The sequence below is a fragment of the Mycobacterium sp. E3198 genome, from assembly GCF_001667015.1.
Taxonomy (GTDB): domain Bacteria; phylum Actinomycetota; class Actinomycetes; order Mycobacteriales; family Mycobacteriaceae; genus Mycobacterium.
The window spans coordinates 52,112-70,091 of record NZ_LZIS01000028.1 but is presented as its reverse complement, the minus strand read 5'-3'; the positions used below and the strand labels follow the sequence as shown (position 1 = coordinate 70,091).

The window sequence follows — 17,980 nt, the reverse complement described above, 5'->3', positions numbered from 1 at the left end:
GGTTCGGGGATGCCGAACCCGTCGACCAGCGTCTGGGCGTGGGGGCGCAGCTTGCGGCAGCGATCGTTGATGCCGCGGGTGACCGCCTTGGCCCGCCCCGTCGACAGGTAGCCGTGCTCGATGTACCAGGCCTTGTCCTCCTCGATCACCGACAGCGCATACAGGTCGCAGACCATCTCGAGCAGCTCGCGGGCCTGCTCGTCCTCGCACGAGTCGATCCCGGCGACGAACGCCTCCAACACGATTCGGTCGATGTGCGCGTTCGCCGCGTGCAGCACGTGGTCCTGCACGGAATTGAACGCGTCGAATTCCGACATCTCCTTGGACTTGCCCTGCAGCCGGCGCGCGACCGACGACAGCAGATAGTCCTCGCGCTCCTCGAACATGTTCACCTGGGTGCCGCGGTTGAAGAGGCTGCCCTCCTCCTCGCTGTCCTGGCGGGCGTCGACGAGCGTCTGCATGATGGCTTCCGCCGCAGTGCGTTTGCGCACCCGCTCGCCGACGGTGTTGGCGGCGAAGCGCACCCATTCGACCGGGCTCATGCTGCGGATGTCGTCGGCGTAGGCCGTCAGCAGCTCCTTGGCCACCAACTGGGTCAGCACGTGGTTGTCGCCCTCGAACGTGGTGAAGACGTCGGTGTCGCCGCGCAGCGCGATCAGCCGGTTCTCGGCCATGTAGCCGGCGCCGCCGCAGGCCTCGCGCGCCTCCTGAATGGCGCGCGACGCGTGCCAGGTGTTGGCCGCCTTCAGCCCGGCGGCGCGCGCTTCGAGCTCGCGCTGCTCGTCGGCGTCGGGCGCGTCGGCCGTCTGGATGTCATGGCAGCGGCCGACCAGCTCGTTCTGGGCGAACTGCAGCGCGTAGGACCTGGCGATCAGCGGGAACAGCCGGCGCTGATGCACCAGGTAGTCCATGATCAGCACCTCGTTGTCCTCGTCGGGGGCGCAGAATTGCCTGCGCTGCAACGCATACCGGGTGGCGATGTCCAGCGCGACGCGACCGGCGGCGCCCGCGCTGCCGCCCACCGTGATGCGGCCGCGCACCAGCGTGCCCAGCATGGTGAAGAAGCGGCGGTTGGGGTTGTCGATCGGCGAGCTGTACGTGCCGTCGGCGGCGACGTCGCCGTATTTGTTGAGCAGGTTCACCCGCGGGACGCGGACGTGGTCGAACACGATTCTGCCGTTGTCGACGCCGGGCAGTCCGCCCTTGTATTCGCAGTCGGACGTCGTCACCCCGGGCATGTCGTTGCCGTCGGCGTCGCGGATCGGGACCAACAGGCAGTGCACGCCGTGGTTGACCGGCTTGCCGTCCTCGGTGGTGATCAGCTGCGCGAAAACCGATGCCATGGTGGCGGTTTGGGCGGCACCACCGATGTAGTCCTTGCGGGCGGTCGGGGTGGGGGAGTTGATGACGAACTCCTCGGTCTCGGGGTCGTACGTCGCCGTGGTCTCCAGCGACTGGACGTCGCTGCCATGCCCCGTCTCGGTCATCGCGAAGCAGCCGCGCAACTCGAGGCTGATGATCTTCTTCACGTAGGCCTCGTGGTGGCGCTCGGTGCCCAGGTTCTCGACGGCGCCGCCGAACAGCCCCCACTGAACGCCGGCCTTCACCATCAGCGACAGGTCCGACATCGCCAGCATCTCGATCATCGTGATCGCCGCGCCCACGTCGCCGGTCCCGCCGTGCTCCTTGCGGAAGCTGTCGGCCGCGGCACCGAACGCGGCCATGATCCTCATCTGCTCGGCCACCTTGGTGCGGGCGATCACCGTGTTCGGGGTGTAGTGCGGCCGGAACAGGTCCTCGGTCATCGTGGCCCGCATCCGGTTCTTCACGTCGCGCCACCGCCCGTCGAGGGCGTTGCGCAGGTGCTCGGCAGTGCTTTTCGTGTCTGGCGCCATAAAGGCACGGTAACCCGCTGATGGGGCCCCGCAAACAAGCTTGGCGCGGCGATGTCGGTGCGATGATCGAGCCATGCCGCGATACCTGGCCGCCCTGGCCGTTGTGCTGCTGATCGGCACCGTCGCGGCCCGGGTCGCGTTGCTGCGCCGGGCCGGCACCCAGGCCATGCATTTCGGGAAGCTGGACAAGACGGACTATCTGATCCCGCCGGTGGCGCTGTTCTACTTCTATACGGTGTTCGCCGCCGCCTTCGGCTGGCCGCTGGCCAGCCATCAGGTCTTTTTCCGCTCCGCGGTCGTCGCGTGGCTGGGCGTGGCGCTCTGCCTGGCCGGGGTCGGGATCCTGGTGCTGAGCCTGGTGTCGTTCGGGACGAGCTTCCGCGTCGGCATCGACGTCGACGAGCCCGGCCGGTTGGTGACGACGGGGATATTCGCGGTCAGCCGCAACCCGATCTACGTCGGCTTCTTCGTGTTCCTGGTCGGCCAGCTGTTGGTGTTTCCGAATTGGGTGCCGCTGCTCTACCTGCTCGCCGCCACCGCGCTGTTCCACCGGCAAGTGTTGCGCGAGGAGGAATTCATGCGGCAGCACTACGGCCACGTCTACGCCGACTACTGCCGCCACGTCAGGCGCTATGTGTAGCGCCGCGCGGAGCCGGCTCGCGGTGGCCGGCCTCTGTCTGGCCTGGTGGCTGGCGGGGTGCGCCCCGGCGCCGGCGAGCCCGCCGGCGCTGACCTACCTCGGCCAGTGGCAGGTCGCCTTCGGCGCCACGTTCGACGGCACGGTCATCGGCGGCCTGTCGGGGATCAGCTACGACGCCGGCCGCCAGCAGTACTACGTGATCAGCGACGACCGTTCCGAGCACAACCCGGCCCGTTTCTACACCGTGCGACTGTCCTTGTCCGACAAGGGAATTGACGACATCGCCGTCACCGCCACCCACCCGCTGCTGGACGAGGCCGGTCGACCGTTTGCGCCGCTGGCCGTGGACACCACGCCGCCGGTGGTGCCGCCGGACCCGGAGGGCATCGCCTTCGATCCCGGGCGGCAGCGGCTGTATTGGTGCTCGGAGGGCGAACGGCGCACCGACGGGCCGGTGTTGCTGGACCCCTGGGTGCGCACCGCCGGGCTGGACGGCGCGTATCTGGGCCAGTTCACCCTGCCGCCGAACCTGGCCATGACGGCGCAGCGGACCGGGCCGCGGCGCAACAAGGCACTGGAGGGGGTGGCGCTGACGCCCGACGGCCAATGGCTGTTCGCCGCGATGGAAGACCCCGGCTACAACGACGGCCCGAAAAGCGACGACGGCCGCGGCGTGCTGACCCGGATCACCAAGTTCGAAGTCGCCACCGGCGCGCCGACGGCGCAGTATGCCTATCCGATGGAGCCACCCGCGCCGCCCGCCGACCTCAACGGCGTCCCGGACCTCGTGGCGCTGTCCGACACGACGTTCCTGGTGCTGGAACGGTCGTCGGCGGCGCCCCCGACCATCCGGATCTACCGCGCCGAGATCGGCGCCGCGACTGACGTGCTGCCGCTGCCGTCGATGCAGGGCGCGGCGCTGACCCCGATGACCAAGACGCTGGCGGTCGATCTGTCCGCGACGCCGGGCCTGGCGCCCCTGGACAACGTCGAGGGCATCACGCTGGGACCCAAACTGCCGGACGGTCGCCAATCGGTGGTGCTGGTCAGCGACAACAACTTTTCACCCAGCCAGGTCACCCAGTTCCTGCTGTTCGCGATGTAGCGGGGGGACTGCCCGCCGCGGCGCCCGCAGCCGATACAGGGTGAAACCGGCCGCGCCCGCGCCGAACGCCATCAGCATCACCATGTCGAACACCCACCAGCCCGAATAGTGGGTCCACATCTGGGCGTTGGCGGCCAGCGCGTCGACCCTGCGCAGGTCGGCCGTGGCCGCGGACGCCGCAAAGCCCCACTGGGCCGGGACGAACCAGGAGATCTGCTGAAAGCCCCACTTGCCCACCAGCTGCACCAGGCTCCCGTTGAACAGCGCCGAGGCCAGGATCACCGGCACGAGCAACGGCAGCACCTCGCGCATCCGGTTGCCCATCGCCGACAGCGCGAGCCCCACGACCGCGGAGACCACCGCGGTGACGGCCACGCTCACATAGAGCTCGACCGTGGCGTCACCCAGCAGCACGGCGCCGTGCACCGGGCCGCCCTTCGCGACGATCACGATCGCGAAGAAGACGGCCGTCAGGACCAGCGCGGCCACGCCGAAGACGACGAGCTTTGCGGCCACATACGCCGGCGTCGACAGCCCGACGGCCTGCTCGCGCCGGAAGACGCGGCGCTCCTCGACCAGGGTGCGGATGGTCAGCGCGCTGCCCACGATCACCGCGGCGATGTTGAGCGCGGCCAGGATCTCGATGGCTTCGTGCGCGTTGGGGCTGGACGGCGGCGGTCGTTCCAACCCCGCATCGCCGGGGATCAGCAGCGTCAGCGCCGCCAACACGAAGGGAAGCACCGCCAAGAACAATGAATAGACGGGGTCGGCGAAGATCAGGCGGAGCTGGCGCCGGGCCACCAGCCGGATCTGCCGCGTCGCGGGAAGCTCGGCGGGCAGCGGCCAGGGCGCGGCCACCTCCGGCGGCGGGGGCGGCGTCGGTTGGCGGGAACGAAACGCGTCGGGATCGGTCGCGACCCGTTCGAGGACCCTGGCCCAGTCGGTGGTTCCGAGCGCGGATTCGGCCTGCAGGGGTGCCCCGGCGAAAGCCATGGCGCCCCGGCCGGTGAGGACCAGCACCTGATCGCACAGGCTGAGGTTGCTCGGCGCGGACATCGCCACCACCACGACACAGCCGATGTCGGCCTGGCGGCGCAGGATCGCCATCACGTGGTCCTGTTGCGCCGCATCCAGCCCGGCGCCGGGCTCGTCGACCACGAGCAGCGTCGGCCGGGTGATCAGTTCGACCGCCAGGGAGACGCACCGGCGCACCTCGGGCGCGAGCTTGCTGATCCGGCTCGCCCGATGGGCCGTCAGCTCGAGTTCCTCCAGCACCTGGTCCACCACCCGGTCGCGGTGTTCGGGCGCGGTGTCCGGCGGCAGGCGCAGTTCGGCCTCGTACCGTGCGGCCTGGTCGACGCGCAGCCGCGGGTGCAGGCGCTCCTCGCGCGGCACGATGCCGATCCGGGCGCGCATCGACTCGGGTTCGGCGTGCACGTCGTGGCCGTCCACGGTGATTTCACCGGAGCCGAGGTCCCGCGTGCCGGCGAGCAGTTCGAGCAGCGCCGAGTTGCGCGCCGCCGACGGCCCCACCACCGCGGTCAGCGTGCCCACCCGCGCCGTGAACGAAATGTCGCTGAGCACCTCGCGCCCGTCGACCGCAAGCCCCAGCCGGTGCGCGACGACCCCGCTGGTGCGCGCCCCGGCCTGCAGCGGCAACCGGTACGTCGAATTGGGCTCCTGGGTGCGGAAGGAGGTGCCCGCGGCCGGCAACTTGCGCGTGCTCATCTGCTCGATGAGCCCCCCGCCCTTGGCGTTCTCGTCGTGCCCGACGGGCGGCGGCGCGGGTGGGGGTGGCGGCGCCGGCGGTGGCGGCGGCGGACCGGGCGCAGGCGGCTGCGGCGACGGGATCCGCATCCGCTGGGTGGGCCGTTCCGTCGGTGGCTGCCGGTTGGGATCGTCCGGGCGTGGCGGCGGGCCCGGGGGGCGGCCGGGCGGCGCGGCGGGCGGACCGATCTGGAACACCAGCCGCGGGCCCCGCTGCGGGTCGCCGATCGTGATCGCCTGACCGGATCGCAGGTCGACCGTCGCGACCCGCGAGCCGTTGACGTACATGCCCCGGGGGCCGTTGCCGATGGCCACCCAGTGGCTCCCGGTGTATCGCAACACCACGTCGGGCTGCGGTGTCGGCGGGGCGCCGCTGCCCGGGCGATCCAGCGGGATGTCGACGCCGCGGCCGCGGCCCACCAGCACGTCACGGCCGGGGGCGAACACGTACCTGGTCGGGCCGACCCATACGGTCAACGGGGCGGCCGGATCGGCGGACGCCTCCATGCGAATCACCGCCCCCTTTTGCCGCGGCCGGACCGAACAGACATCGATTCCAGTGTCTACCCGCCGTCAGAGGGTATGGCGGCGCGGGGCCGTCGCGGCGTGCTCGAGCAGCCGCCGCAGCACCCCGACCGCCTCGGTCAGCACCTCGCGGTCGGCCGGCTCGAGCAGGGCCAATTGCGGTTCGATGGCGGCGGCGCGGTCGGCCCGCACGGCGTCGAGGGTGCGGATCCCGTCAGCCGTGATCCGGATCCGCACCGCCCGGGCATCCCCGGGATCGACGGTTCGGGTGACCAGGCCGGCGTCCTCGAGCCGGCGCACCTGAGTGGTCATCGTCGGCTGCGAACAGTGGTCGACCGACGCCAGGTCGCCGATCCGGGCTTCCCCGTGGGCCTCGATGGTGGCCAGCAGCCTGGCCTGCGCCGCGGGCAGGGGCATCTGGATGCGCTGGGTGGCCAGCCGGTTGAGGCGGGCGACGACGGCGAGCAGGTCGGCCCCCAGGCCGGATTGGCTCTCGGTGTTTGCGGCGTCAACGACATCGCTGTGGTTGGCGGCGGATGCATTCATGCCTCCATGTTTGCATAGCTTTGCTAAGCGAGACGAGTCCCACACGCCCGGGCGCGAAAGCCCGGGTGCTTGGTGTGGCGCGGCGAGTTACTGCCGCGGCCTGGCAGAATCGATGAAGTGACCGCCCCTCGACCCACCCCTTCGCGCCGCCGGGGCGGACCGCTGCGGCCGGTCGAATTGGCGCAGGCCGCCGTCATGGGGGCGCTGTGCGCGGTCATCGCGATCCTTTCGGTGATCGTCCCGTTCGCGGCGGGGTTGGCCTTGCTGGGCACCGTGCCCACCGGGCTGCTGGCCTACCGTTACCGGCTCCGCGTCCTGGTGGCCGCGACGGTTGCCGCCGGGGTGATCGCCTTCCTGATCGCCGGCCTGGGCGGTTTCATGACCGTCGTCCACACCGTCTACATCGGCGGTCTGACCGGCGTCATCAAGCGCAAGCGCAGGGGCATGCCGACCGTGATCGCCTCGTCGCTGATCGCCGGGCTCGCCTTCGGGGCCGCGAACGTCGGCGCGCTGACGGTGATGACCCGGCTGCGGCACCTGATCTTCGAGGTGACGAGCGCGAACGTGAACGGCATCGCCGCGTTCCTGACCCGGGTGCACATGGCCGGCACCGCCGACGACCTGAAGCGGTATTTCGCTGTCGCCGTGCACTACTGGCAGTGGCTGCTGCTGATCTACTACTGCGTCGGGATCATGGTCGTGTCGGTGATCGGCTGGTGGGCGTTGTCGCGCCTGCTGGAGCGGATGCGCGGCGTCCCCGACGTGCACAAGCTGGACGCCGGGGACGGGAGCACCAGCGAGCAGGGCGCCGTCGGCCCGGTTCCGGTGCGCTTCGACAAGGTGCGTTTTCGTTACCCCGGTGCCCACCAGGATGCGCTGCGCGAGGTGAGCCTGGACCTGCACGCCGGCGAGCACGTCGCGGTGACCGGTCCCAACGGCTCCGGCAAGACCACGCTGATGCTGATCCTGGCCGGCCGGGAGCCGACGTCGGGCACCGTGCAGCGCCCCGGTGCGGTCGGACTGGGCAAGCTGGGCGGCACGGCCGTCGTCCTGCAGCATCCCGAAAGCCAGGTCCTGGGCACGCGGGTCGCCGACGACGTGGTCTGGGGTCTGCCGCCCGGCACCAGGATCGACGTGGACCGGTTGCTGAGCGAGGTCGGCCTCGACGGGCTCGCCGAACGCGAAACCGGCAGCCTGTCCGGCGGCGAACTGCAGCGCCTGGCGCTCGCCGCGGCGATGGCCCGGGAGCCGGCATTGCTCATCGCCGACGAGGTCACCACGATGGTCGACCAGCAGGGCAGGGAAGCCCTGCTCGGCGTGCTGTCCGGCCTGACCAAACGGCACCGGACCGCCCTGGTGCACATCACGCACTACAACAACGAGGCCGAATCCGCCGAGCGCACCATCGATCTCAGCGACTCGCCGGACAACGCCGGCATGGTCGAGACCGCGGTCGCGCCGGCGAAGAACGGGACGGCCCGGCGAGGTTCGCACGCGCCCGTGCTCGAACTCGTCGGCGTCGGCCACGAATACGGCATCGGCACCCCATGGGCCAAGACGGCGCTGCGCGACGTCAGCTTCGCCGTGGAGCAGGGGGATGGCGTACTGATCCACGGCGGCAACGGATCCGGTAAGTCGACGCTGGCGTGGATCATGGCCGGGTTGACCGTTCCGACGAGCGGCACCTGCCTCATGGACGGCCGGCCCACGCACGAGCAGGTCGGCGCGGTCGCGTTGTCGTTCCAGGCGGCCAGGCTGCAGCTGATGCGGCCCCGCGTCGACCTGGAAGTGGCCTCGGCGGCGGGCTTTTCGCCCCGCGAGCACGATCGCGTCGTCGCGGCGCTGGGCGTCGTGGGCCTGGATCCCACCCTGGCCAAGCGGCGGATCGACCAGCTCAGCGGCGGGCAGATGCGCCGCGTCGTGCTGGCCGGACTGCTGGCCCGGTCGCCGCGCGCCCTGATCCTCGACGAGCCGCTGGCCGGGTTGGACGCCGCGAGCCAGCGGGGTCTGCTGCGACTGCTGGAGGACCTGCGCCGGGAGCGGGACCTGACGGTGGTGGTCATTTCGCACGACTTCGTCGGGCTGGAAGACCTCTGCCCGCGCACCCTGCACCTGCGCAACGGCTCGCTGGAACCGGTGCCGGCCGCGGCGGGGGGCATGGCATGACGGCAACCTCCGCCCCGTCCCGCGGCTCGACCCGGCGCAACCCTCGCCCGGTGGTGCTGCTGGTCCCGGTGCCCGGGACCTCGACCATCCACGATCTGTGGGCGGGCACCAAACTGCTGGTCGTGTTCGGCGCGTCGGTGCTGCTGACGTTCTACCCCGGCTGGATCACGATCGGGTTGATGGCGGCGTTGGTGTTCGCGGCGGTCGGCATCGCGCGCATCCCGCGCGGCGCGCTGCCGTCGGTGCCGCGGTGGCTGTGGATCGTCCTCGCCCTGGGCGGCATCACGGCCGCACTGGCCGGCGGCAGCCCGAAGGTGTCGCTGGCCGGGCTGGAGATCGGGCTCGGGGGAGCGCTGAACTTCTTGCGCATCACCGCGCTGACGGTCGTGCTGCTCGCGCTGGGGGCGATGGTGTCGTGGACCACCAACGTCGCCGAAATAGGGCCCGCGCTGGCCACTTTGGGCCGGCCGCTGAAACTGCTGCGGATCCCGATCGATGAATGGGCCGTCGCGCTGGCGCTGGCCCTGCGCGCCTTCCCGATGCTGATCGACGAATTCCAGGTCCTCTATGCCGCCCGCCGGCTACGGCCCAAGCGCATACCGCGCAGCCGCAAGGCCCGCCGCCGCCGGCACGCGCTGGAGCTGATCGACCTGCTGGCGGCCGCCATCACCGTGACCCTGCGGCGCGCTGACGAGATGGGCGACGCGATCACCGCCCGCGGCGGCACCGGTCAGCTGTCGGCCAATCCGGCGCGGCCGAAGCTGGCGGACTGGGTGACGATCGCGCTCACCGTCGCGATCAGCGCGCTGGCGGTGGTGCTCGAGACGATCTTCCACTCGATGCCCTAGCGTGGCCGACATTCGCCGCAGCCGCAGCATCGCGGCCCGCCCCCAACAGATCTGGGACGTCCTCGCGGACTTCGGCTCCATCGGCTCGTGGGCGGACAACGTCGACCACTCGTGCATCCTGTTCTCCGGGCCCGGCGGGGGGGTCGTCGGCACGGCGCGGCGGGTTCAGGTCAAGCGCGATGCCCTCGTCGAACGCATCACCGAGTTCGACCCGCCACGCGCCCTCGCCTACGACATCGAGGGCTTGCCGCGCCGCGTGCGCAGGGTGACCAACCGCTGGACGCTGGCCGAGGGCCCGGGCGATTCGACCCTGGTGGCGCTCACCAGCACGGTGGAAATGGGGCCCCGCCTAGCGCTGGCCGAACGCGTGCTGTGCCGCTTTCTGGCGCGGCAGTCCGACGTGATGCTTGCCGGCCTCGCGACCCGATTGGAGGCTGCCCGTGTCTGATCGCCCCGATGTCGTCATCATCATGACCGACGAGGAACGCGCCGTTCCGCCCTACGAGGCCCCCGACGTCCTCGCGTGGCGCGACCGAGTGTTGGCCGGGCGCAAGTGGTTCGACGATCACGGCGTCAGCTTCGCCCGGCACTACACCGGCTCGCTGGCCTGCGTGCCCAGCCGCCCAACGATTTTCACCGGGCACTACCCCGACCTGCACGGGGTCACCCAGACCGACGGCATCGGGAAAACCGCCGACGACTCCCGCATGCGCTGGCTCCGCCAAGGCGAGGTGCCCACACTGGGCAACTGGTTCCGCGCGGCCGGATACGACACGCACTACGACGGCAAGTGGCACATCTCGCACGCCGACCTCGTCGATCCGGCGACCGGCCGCCCGCTGGCCACCAACGACGACGACGGGGTCGTCGACCCGGCCGCGGTGCGGCGTTACCTGGACGCCGATCCCCTTGGGCCGTTCGGCTTTTCGGGGTGGGTGGGTCCCGAGCCGCACGGAGCGCTGCTGGCGAACGCGGGCGTTCGCCGCGACCCGCTGATCGCCGACCGCGTCGTCGCGTGGCTCACCGACCGCTACGCCCGCCGTCGCGACGGCGACGCGGAAGCGCTGCGCCCGTTCCTGTTGGTGGCCAGCTTCGTGAACCCCCACGACATCGTGCTGTTCCCCACGTGGTCGCGGCGGGGCCCCGTGCAGCCGTCGCCGTCGGATCCGCCGCCGGTGCCCCCGGCGCCGACGGCCGGCGAGGACCTGTCGACGAAGCCGGCCGCCCAAATCGCCTTCCGCGAGGCCTACTACTCCGGCTACGGGCCGGCCCCCGCGGTCAACCGGATCTACGAGCGCAGCGCGCAGCGCTACCGCGACCTGTATTACCGGCTGCACGCCGAGGTGGACGGGCCGATCGACCGGGTCAGGCGGGCGGTCACCGACGGCGGCTCGGCCGACGCCGTGCTGGTGCGCACCGCCGACCACGGCGACCTGCTCGGCGCACACGGTGGGCTGCACCAGAAATGGTTCAACCTGTACGACGAGGCCACCCGCGTTCCGTTCGTGATCGCGCGCATCGGCCCGGCTGCCACGCGGCCCCGCGTCGTCACGGCGCCCACGTCGCACGTCGACCTGGTGCCGACGCTGCTTTCGGCCGCGGGAGTCGACGTGGCGGCCGTCGCCGGCGTGCTGGCCGAGTCGTTCTCCGAAGTGCACGACCTGCCGGGCCGCGATCTGATGCCCGTGGTGGACGGGGCGCCGGCCGACGACGCCCGCGCGGTTTACCTGATGACCCGCGACAACATGCTCGAGGGCGACACCGGCGCCTCGGGCCTGGCGCGCCGGCTGAAGCGGACCGTCAATCCGCCTGCGCCGCTGCGGATCCGGGTGCCCGCCTACGTCGGTTCCAACTTCGAGGGATTGGTCGTCCGCGTCGACGAGGCTGCCGGGGGCGGCGGGCACCTGTGGAAGCTGGTCCGCACCTTCGACGACCCGGGTACCTGGACCGAGCCCGGGGTGCGCCACCTCACCGCCAGCGGGCTCGGCGGCGAGGCCTACCGGGAGTCGCCGCTGGACGACCAATGGGAGCTGTACGACCTGACCGCCGACCCGATCGAGGCCGACAACCGGTGGACCGATCCGGCCCTGCACGACCTGCGCGGGCACCTGCGTACGCAGCTCAAGCAGGCTCGGGCCGGCTCCATTCCGGAGCGAAACCGCCCGTGGCCGTACGCTTCTCGCCGGTCGCCGGAGCCGCGGCCGTCGCGAGTCAGGCGACTTTTGGGCCGCTGACGCCGCGAGCGTAACCACACTGCGAAAAATCGACCGGAATCTCGCAGTGTGGTTACGCTCGCAGGCAATCGCTAGTGCCGGCGGTCCGGCGTAATCCGGGTGTTCCGCCCGATCGTCGATCGCGCCTGATGCAGGTGTTTGGCCGCCCACCTTCGATACGTCCGCCGCGCCCACGACATCCGCTCGTGCGGGCGCTCGGCGGTTCGCACCAGCTCGAGCTCGACGTGGTCGGGCTCCTCCGTCCCGAGTTCGATCCGCTCGCGTCCGTGGATGAATTGCAGCACCAGCGCGTCGGGGTCCAGCAACTCGCGCTCCCACGCCTCGTGGTCGTCGACGTCGGCGATGCCCATCGCGTTGGCCGCGTTGCGCAGCACCTCACCCAGTTCGCCGCTCAGCAATTGACGAAACGCGTCGGCGCCCTGGCGCGGATTGGCGATCATCCAGGAGTGGTACGCGTCGGGCACCTTGTACAGCGTGGCGTCGGACTCGTTGGCGATCTCGTGCGCGTAGGGGAACGGCACGATCATGTCTTTTTCGGCGTGCACGATCATCGTGGGCATCCCCTCGTCGCGCAGGGTGCGCAGCATCGGCGTGTAGTCGCCGGATTCGACGATCGCCCTGATCGTCCGGACGGCCGCCACCGGATCGCGCAGGTTCGGCACCGCCACCGCCGTCAGCACGCGGAAGTATCCGAGTTGCTCCGCGGGGGAAAGCTGCGTCGGGTCGCCCAGCGTGTCGCGGACCGCCGTGTACGCGGCGCCCAGCGCCTTCGTGGGGGACTTCACCAGGTTGGGAATCGAGGTGTCGAAGCGGGCCCCGGCCGCCGGGTCGAACAGCACCGCGGCAAGCACCCGCTCCGGTGCGCGGGCGGCCAGCTGGATGGTCATTCGGCCGCCCATCGAATGCCCGACGAACAACGCCTGCCCGATGCCCAGCGCGTCCAGCGTGCGCAACACCGAATCGGCGCGATCGCTGAAACTGCAGGCGTCACTGGGCAGCCGCCCGGTGTCGCCGTGGCCCGCGGCGTCGACGGCGACGACCAAAAAGCCCATCCCGGCGATCCGGCTCAGCATGCGGAGATAGGCCCGACGGCTCAGCAGCAGCCCGTGCATGAACAGCAACGGCACCCCGCGGCCGCCGACCGACATGCCGATCCGGCGCCCGTCATCGAGTTCCACGGTGTGATGGCTGAGGCGGATACGGCTTTGTGATGTCCCCGGCATCGCCACACCGGATTCCCGGCCCGTCGGCCGTCAAACGGGCGGCTACGCGTTCGACGGACGCATGCGGTCGATGAGGTTCGAGAGCACGACGATGCTTTCGCTGCGTTCGATGTCGGCGCTCGAGCGGATGCGTTCGAGGGCCGCCTCCAGGTGACGCATGTCGCGGGCCAGCACGTGCAGGATCGCATCCGAGGTGCCGGTGACCGTCGCCGCGCTGACCACCTCGGGCATGTCCACCCACGCCGCCCGCAGCCGATCGGGCGCGATCGTGCCGTGGCAGAACACCTGCACGTAGGCCTCCGTCTTCCAGCCGAGCGCGTTGGGGTCCACGACCGTCGTGAAGCCCTTGATCGCGCCGTCGTCGAGCATCCGGTCGACGCGACGCTTGACCGCGGGCGCCGAAAGGTTCACCGTCTGGCCGATTTCCGCGAAGGTGGCCCGCGCGTTCAGCGTCAGCTCGGCGAGGATGCGCTCGTCGGTCTCGTCCAGTCGGTCCATGCGGTGTCTCCTTTAACAAATCACCGTGACAGCGATCCTAGCGCAATAAATCGGCCATAGACACGCAAGAAACGTCGTTTGCCTGTTTCAGGCAGGGCAAATACCGTTGATTTATGACGGACTCGTTTGTCGCGGCACCCGCGCCGGCCCCGCCCATCCGCCGGGCCCGGGCGCGCCGCTACGCGATGACCCCGCCGACGCATTTCGCCGTCGAGTACGCGATCAACCCCTGGATGGACGTCGACACGCCCGTCGACGCTCGCGTCGCGCGGGCGCAGTGGGACGCCTTGCGCCGGACCTATTTAGGGCTGGGCCACCGCGTGGACGTGATCGATCCCGTGCCCGGGCTCCCCGACATGGTCTACGCCGCCAACGGCGGGTTCATCGCCCGCGACATCGCCCTCGTCGCCCGCTTCCGGTTCGCCGAGCGGGCCGGCGAGGCCGCCGCCTACGCCGCATGGATGGCATCGCTGGGCTACCGGCCCGCGTCGACCCGTCACGTCAACGAGGGGCAGGGCGACCTGCTGCTGGTCGGCGACACCGTGTTGGCGGGCTTTGGCTTTCGCACCGACCGGCGCGCGCACGCGGAAATCTCCGCGGCACTGGGCATGCCGGTCGTCTCGCTGGAGCTGGTCGATCCGCGCTTCTATCACCTCGACACCGCGCTGGCCGTCCTCGACGATCGCACGATCGCGTTCTATCCGCCGGCGTTCAGCGCGTCCGCGCGTCGCCAGCTGCGGGCGCTGTTTCCCGACGCGATCGTGGTCGGCAGCGCCGACGCGTACGTGCTGGGGCTCAACGTCGTCTCGGACGGCCGGCACGTCGTGCTGCCTTCGGCGGCAACGGGTTTCGCCGCGCAGCTGCGCGCGGCCGGGTTCGAGCCGGTGGGCGTGGATCTTTCCGAGTTGCTCAAGGGCGGCGGTTCGGTCAAGTGCTGCACATTGGAGGTGTTCTGATGACGATCCTCGACACCGAAGCCGACACGGCGATCGCCCTGGTCGAAAGGCATGCGGCGCACAACTATTCGCCGCTGCCCGTGGTCGCGGCCAGCGCCGAGGGTGCCTGGATCACCGACGTCGACGGCCGCCGCTACCTGGATTGCCTGGCCGCCTACTCGGCGGTCAACTTCGGCCACCGCAATCCCGAGATCACCGCGACGGCCCACGCGCAACTCGACACCCTCACGCTGGTCAGCCGCGCCTTTTATTCCGACAACCTGGGGCCGTTCTGCGCGGCGCTCGCCCGGTTGTGCGGCAAAGACATGGTGCTGCCGATGAACTCGGGCGCCGAGGCCGTGGAGAGCGCCCTGAAGGTGGCCCGGAAGTGGGGCGCCGACGTCAAGGGCGTCCCGTCGGGGCAGGCGAACATCATCGTGGCGGACAACAACTTTCACGGCCGCACGATCAGCATCGTCAGCTTCTCGTCGGACGCGACGGCGCGCGAGGGGTTCGGTCCGTTCACCCCCGGCTTCCGCTCGGTGCCGTTCGGCCACGCCGCGGCGCTGGCCCGGGCGATCGACGAGAACACGGTGGCGGTGCTGCTGGAGCCGATCCAGGGCGAGGCCGGCATCGTCGTCCCGCCCGACAACTACCTGCCCACCGTCCGCGCGCTGTGCAGCGAGCACAACGTGCTGCTGATCGCCGACGAGATCCAGTCGGGGCTGGCGCGCACCGGCCACACCTTCGCCTGCGACCGCTGGGGCGTGGTGCCGGACGTCTACCTGCTCGGCAAGGCGCTGGGCGGCGGCGTGATCCCGCTGTCGGCGGTGGTCGCGGACCGCGAGATCCTGGGCGTCCTGCATCCCGGGGAGCACGGCTCAACGTTCGGCGGCAACCCGCTGGCGGCCGCGATCGGCACCACCGTCATCGCCATGCTGGAGCGCGGCGAATTCCAGGCCCGGTCGGCCGAATTGGGGGCGCACCTGCACCGCCGCCTGCGGGGGCTGATCGGGGAGGGCGTGGTGGCGGTGCGCGGCCTCGGCTTGTGGGCGGGGGTCGACGTCGATCCCGCGCTGGGCAGCGGTAAGGACCTCAGCCTGCGGCTGGCCCGCCGCGGGGTACTGGTCAAGGACACCCACGGGTCGACCCTGCGGTTCGCGCCGCCGCTGGTGGTCACCGAGCAGGAGATCGACTGGGCGATTGACCAGTTCGCTGCGGCGTTGCGGGAGGCATGCGCATAATCAGCTGATCCAAGCGACAGGGGGCGCACTTGCCAGCCAGCTCGATCAGCCTGACGGAGCAGATGCTGCGGCGTCGTCCCGTCGTCGGCGCGCACGCCGCACGCGGGGCCGCCGACCACCTCAAGCGCAGCATCGGCACGTTCCAGCTGACGATGTTCGGCGTCGGCTCGACCATCGGCACCGGGATCTTCTTCGTGATGTCCCAGGCGGTGCCCGAGGCCGGGCCCGCGGTCATCGTCTCGTTCCTCATCGCCGGCATCGCGGCCGGGCTGGCGGCGATCTGCTACGCCGAATTGGCCTCCGCGGTGCCGGTTTCGGGCTCGTCGTACTCCTACGCGTACACCACGCTGGGCGAGGCCGTCGGGATGGGCGTTGCGGCGTGCCTGCTGCTGGAGTACGGGGTGTCGACGGCCGCGGTGTCGGTCGCCTGGAGCGGCTACCTCAACAAGCTGGCGAGCAACGTTTTCGGAGTCCAACTGCCGCATGCCCTGTCGGCCGCGCCGTGGGACGCCGATCCGGGCTTGGTGAACCTGCCGGCGATCGTCCTGATCGTGCTGTGCGCGCTGCTGCTGATCCGCGGCGCCAGCGAGTCGGCGAAGGTCAACACTGTCCTGGTGCTGACCAAGCTCGGCGTGCTGATCATGTTCGTCGTCCTCGCGTTCACGGCCTTCGACGCAGGCCAGCTAAGGGACTTCGCCCCCTTCGGCGTCGCGGGCGTCGGGTCGGCGGCCGGCACCATCTTCTTCTCCTACATCGGCCTCGACGCGGTGTCGACGGCGGGCGACGAGGTCAAGGATCCGCAGAAGACCATGCCGCGCGCGATCATCGCGGCGCTGGCGACGGTCACCACCGTCTACGTCCTCGTCGCGCTGGCCGCGCTGGGCACCCAGCCGTGGCGCGACTTCGCCGCGCAGCAGGAGGCGGGGCTGGCCACCATCCTCGACAACGTCACCCACGGCAGGTGGGCCAGCACGATTTTGGCCGCCGGCGCGGTCATCTCGATCTTCTCCGTCACGCTGGTCACCATGTACGGCATGACGCGGATCCTGTTCGCCATGGGCCGCGACGGGCTGCTGCCGTCGCGATTCGCCACGGTGAACGCGCGCACCATGACCCCGGTGAGCAACACCGTGATCGTCGCGGTGGCCGCAGGAAGCCTGGCCGCCTTCGTGCCGCTCGACAAGCTGGCGGACATGGTGTCCATCGGCACCCTGACGGCGTTCATCGTCGTCTCCGTCGGGGTGATCATCCTGCGGGTGCGCGAACCCGACCTGCCGCGCGCGTTCAAGGTGCCGGGTTACCCTGTCACGCCGGCCCTTTCGGTGCTCGCGTGCGGCTACATCCTGATCAGCCTGCACTGGTACACGTGGATCGCGTTCGCCGCGTGGATCTGCGTCGCGCTGATCTTCTACTTCGCCTGGGGCCGCCACCACAGCGCGCTCAACGCCCCGCGGGAAACGCCGTGAGCGTGGTCGTCGGGTACCGGGCCGGCGAGGTCGGCCTGTCGGGGTTGCACCTGGCCGTGCGCGCCGCGCGGTCGCTGCGCGCGTCGCTCGTCGTGGCGACCATCGTGCCGCAGCCCTGGCTGACACCGTCGTTCGCGCGGGTGGACGCCGAGTACGAGCAGTGGGCGGACCACCTCGCCGCGGACTCGGCGACCGAGGCCGCGCGTCTTCTCGGCGACGTGGCCGACGGCATCGACGTCGCCTACCTGCATCGCGCGCACCGGTCGGTGTCGGGTGGACTGATCGAGGTCGTCGGGGAAGTCGGCGGCGAGATGGTGGTGCTGGGGTCGTTGCCCAGCGGCGGACCGGGCCCGGTGGTGATCGGCACCACCGCCGACTGGCTGTTGCACGCCTCGCCCGTGCCGGTCGCCATCAGCCCACCCGGATACCGCGCGCACGCAGGCGGATTGACGCGCCTCACCTGCGCCTACGCGGCCACGCCGGACTCGGTCGAGGTGGTGCGCCGATGCTGCGAGGCCGCGCAGCGGTTCGGGGTGCCGCTGCGGGTGCTCACCTTCGCCGTGCGGGGCAAGACGATGTACCCGCCCGAGGTCGGACTGGACGCCGAGGACCAGATTCTCGAGGCGTGGGCCGCGCAGGCGCGAGAGATCTTGGCGGGCTTGAAGACCGACGGGGTGGTCGGCGACGACGTCGCGCTGGACGTGGTCACCGGCCACGACTGGTCGGGCGCGCTGCGCAAGGTCAACTGGCAGGACGGCGAGATGCTGGCGATGGGCACCCGGCCGCACGACGAGATCCGCCGGGTGTTCCTCGGTTCACGCAGCGCCAAGATCATTCGCGAGAGCCCGGTGCCGGTGCTGGTGCTGCCCGGCTAACCTTGCCCCCTTC

At 70.7% G+C, this 17,980-nt stretch carries 15 protein-coding genes; 10 read left to right on the top strand and 5 right to left on the bottom strand.

All coding sequences use genetic code 11. The features are described 5' to 3' along the window. On the bottom strand, positions 1–1,895 hold a 1,895-nt coding region (locus A5673_RS04495), incomplete at its 3' end, for an acyl-CoA dehydrogenase (protein WP_068227496.1). A 73-nt stretch (positions 1,896–1,968) separates the two neighbouring features. On the opposite strand from A5673_RS04495, the gene A5673_RS04490 reads away from it, so the two are divergent. Together A5673_RS04490 and A5673_RS04485 are read left to right on the top strand one after the other, a co-directional pair. Beyond that, positions 1,969–2,535, top strand: a complete 567-nt coding sequence (locus A5673_RS04490) for an isoprenylcysteine carboxylmethyltransferase family protein (RefSeq protein ID WP_068227493.1) — start codon at positions 1,969–1,971, stop codon at positions 2,533–2,535. Further along, positions 2,528–3,640, top strand: a complete 1,113-nt coding sequence (locus A5673_RS04485; protein ID WP_068227491.1) for an esterase-like activity of phytase family protein — start codon at positions 2,528–2,530, stop codon at positions 3,638–3,640. Before A5673_RS04490 ends, A5673_RS04485 begins: the two co-directional genes overlap by 8 nt. Here A5673_RS04485 and A5673_RS04480 read toward each other — a convergent pair. Continuing rightward, the gene (locus A5673_RS04480; protein ID WP_197518287.1) at positions 3,599–5,920 is read right to left on the bottom strand and encodes an ATP-binding cassette domain-containing protein; all 2,322 of its coding nucleotides are present in this window, start codon (positions 5,918–5,920) and stop codon (positions 3,599–3,601) included. The genes A5673_RS04485 and A5673_RS04480 overlap by 42 nt on opposite strands. Before the next feature lie 60 nt (positions 5,921–5,980). Then, entirely contained in the window at positions 5,981–6,478 is a 498-nt protein-coding gene (locus tag A5673_RS04475) for a MarR family winged helix-turn-helix transcriptional regulator (protein ID WP_068227488.1), read from the bottom strand. Positions 6,479–6,595: 117 nt separating this feature from the next. Between A5673_RS04475 and A5673_RS04470 the strand changes: the two genes are divergently transcribed. The 4 genes from A5673_RS04470 to A5673_RS04455 are packed head-to-tail and all read left to right on the top strand — an operon-like array spanning position 6,596 to position 11,726. Continuing rightward, entirely contained in the window at positions 6,596–8,644 is a 2,049-nt protein-coding gene (locus tag A5673_RS04470) for a DUF2232 domain-containing protein (protein ID WP_082958538.1), read from the top strand. Then, positions 8,641–9,492 (top strand): energy-coupling factor transporter transmembrane protein EcfT, encoded by an 852-nt coding sequence (locus A5673_RS04465; protein WP_068227487.1) that lies wholly within the window; start codon positions 8,641–8,643, stop codon positions 9,490–9,492. Before A5673_RS04470 ends, A5673_RS04465 begins: the two co-directional genes overlap by 4 nt. Position 9,493: 1 nt before the next feature. Further along, positions 9,494–9,940: an SRPBCC family protein gene (locus tag A5673_RS04460; protein WP_068227481.1), complete on the top strand. Its 447-nt coding sequence runs from the start codon at positions 9,494–9,496 to the stop codon at positions 9,938–9,940. After that, positions 9,933–11,726 (top strand): sulfatase-like hydrolase/transferase, encoded by a 1,794-nt coding sequence (locus A5673_RS04455; RefSeq protein ID WP_082958537.1) that lies wholly within the window; start codon positions 9,933–9,935, stop codon positions 11,724–11,726. The genes A5673_RS04460 and A5673_RS04455 overlap by 8 nt, the downstream gene beginning before the upstream one ends. A 71-nt stretch (positions 11,727–11,797) precedes the next feature. Here the strand turns inward: A5673_RS04455 and A5673_RS04450 are convergent, their stop codons facing one another. Together A5673_RS04450 and A5673_RS04445 are read right to left on the bottom strand one after the other, a co-directional pair. Further along, positions 11,798–12,949, bottom strand: a complete 1,152-nt coding sequence (locus A5673_RS04450; RefSeq protein ID WP_082958539.1) for an alpha/beta fold hydrolase — start codon at positions 12,947–12,949, stop codon at positions 11,798–11,800. A gap of 42 nt (positions 12,950–12,991) precedes the next feature. Continuing rightward, positions 12,992–13,447, bottom strand: a complete 456-nt coding sequence (locus A5673_RS04445) for an Lrp/AsnC family transcriptional regulator (protein WP_068227478.1) — start codon at positions 13,445–13,447, stop codon at positions 12,992–12,994. Positions 13,448–13,560: 113 nt separating this feature from the next. Here A5673_RS04445 and ddaH point away from each other — a divergent pair, with 113 nt between their 5' ends. Genes ddaH through A5673_RS04425 form a run of 4 tightly spaced genes read left to right on the top strand, consistent with a single transcriptional unit; the run spans position 13,561 to position 17,967 of the window. After that, positions 13,561–14,403: a dimethylargininase gene (gene ddaH, locus A5673_RS04440; protein WP_068227475.1), complete on the top strand. Its 843-nt coding sequence runs from the start codon at positions 13,561–13,563 to the stop codon at positions 14,401–14,403. Then, positions 14,403–15,626, top strand: a complete 1,224-nt coding sequence (rocD, locus tag A5673_RS04435) for an ornithine--oxo-acid transaminase (RefSeq protein ID WP_068227474.1) — start codon at positions 14,403–14,405, stop codon at positions 15,624–15,626. Before ddaH ends, rocD begins: the two co-directional genes overlap by 1 nt. A gap of 29 nt (positions 15,627–15,655) precedes the next feature. Continuing rightward, on the top strand, positions 15,656–17,092 hold the full coding sequence (locus A5673_RS04430; protein WP_068227472.1) for an amino acid permease: 1,437 nt from the start codon (positions 15,656–15,658) through the stop codon (positions 17,090–17,092). Next, positions 17,089–17,967 (top strand): universal stress protein, encoded by an 879-nt coding sequence (locus A5673_RS04425; protein WP_068227470.1) that lies wholly within the window; start codon positions 17,089–17,091, stop codon positions 17,965–17,967. Before A5673_RS04430 ends, A5673_RS04425 begins: the two co-directional genes overlap by 4 nt. Positions 17,968–17,980: the final 13 nt, after the last annotated feature.

Bases quoted from the DNA above. Each gene is read 5' to 3' on its own strand.
- A5673_RS04465 (WP_068227487.1), top strand. From the start codon at position 8,641: ATGACGGCAACCTCCGCCCCGTCCCGCGGCTCGACCCGGCGCAACCCT.
- ddaH (WP_068227475.1), top strand. From the start codon at position 13,561: ATGACGGACTCGTTTGTCGCGGCACCCGCGCCGGCCCCGCCCATCCGC.
- A5673_RS04485 (WP_068227491.1), top strand. From the start codon at position 2,528: ATGTGTAGCGCCGCGCGGAGCCGGCTCGCGGTGGCCGGCCTCTGTCTG.
- A5673_RS04445 (WP_068227478.1), bottom strand. From the start codon at position 13,447: ATGGACCGACTGGACGAGACCGACGAGCGCATCCTCGCCGAGCTGACG.
- A5673_RS04490 (WP_068227493.1), top strand. From the start codon at position 1,969: ATGCCGCGATACCTGGCCGCCCTGGCCGTTGTGCTGCTGATCGGCACC.
- A5673_RS04450 (WP_082958539.1), bottom strand. From the start codon at position 12,949: ATGCCGGGGACATCACAAAGCCGTATCCGCCTCAGCCATCACACCGTG.
- A5673_RS04475 (WP_068227488.1), bottom strand. From the start codon at position 6,478: ATGAATGCATCCGCCGCCAACCACAGCGATGTCGTTGACGCCGCAAAC.
- rocD (WP_068227474.1), top strand. From the start codon at position 14,403: ATGACGATCCTCGACACCGAAGCCGACACGGCGATCGCCCTGGTCGAA.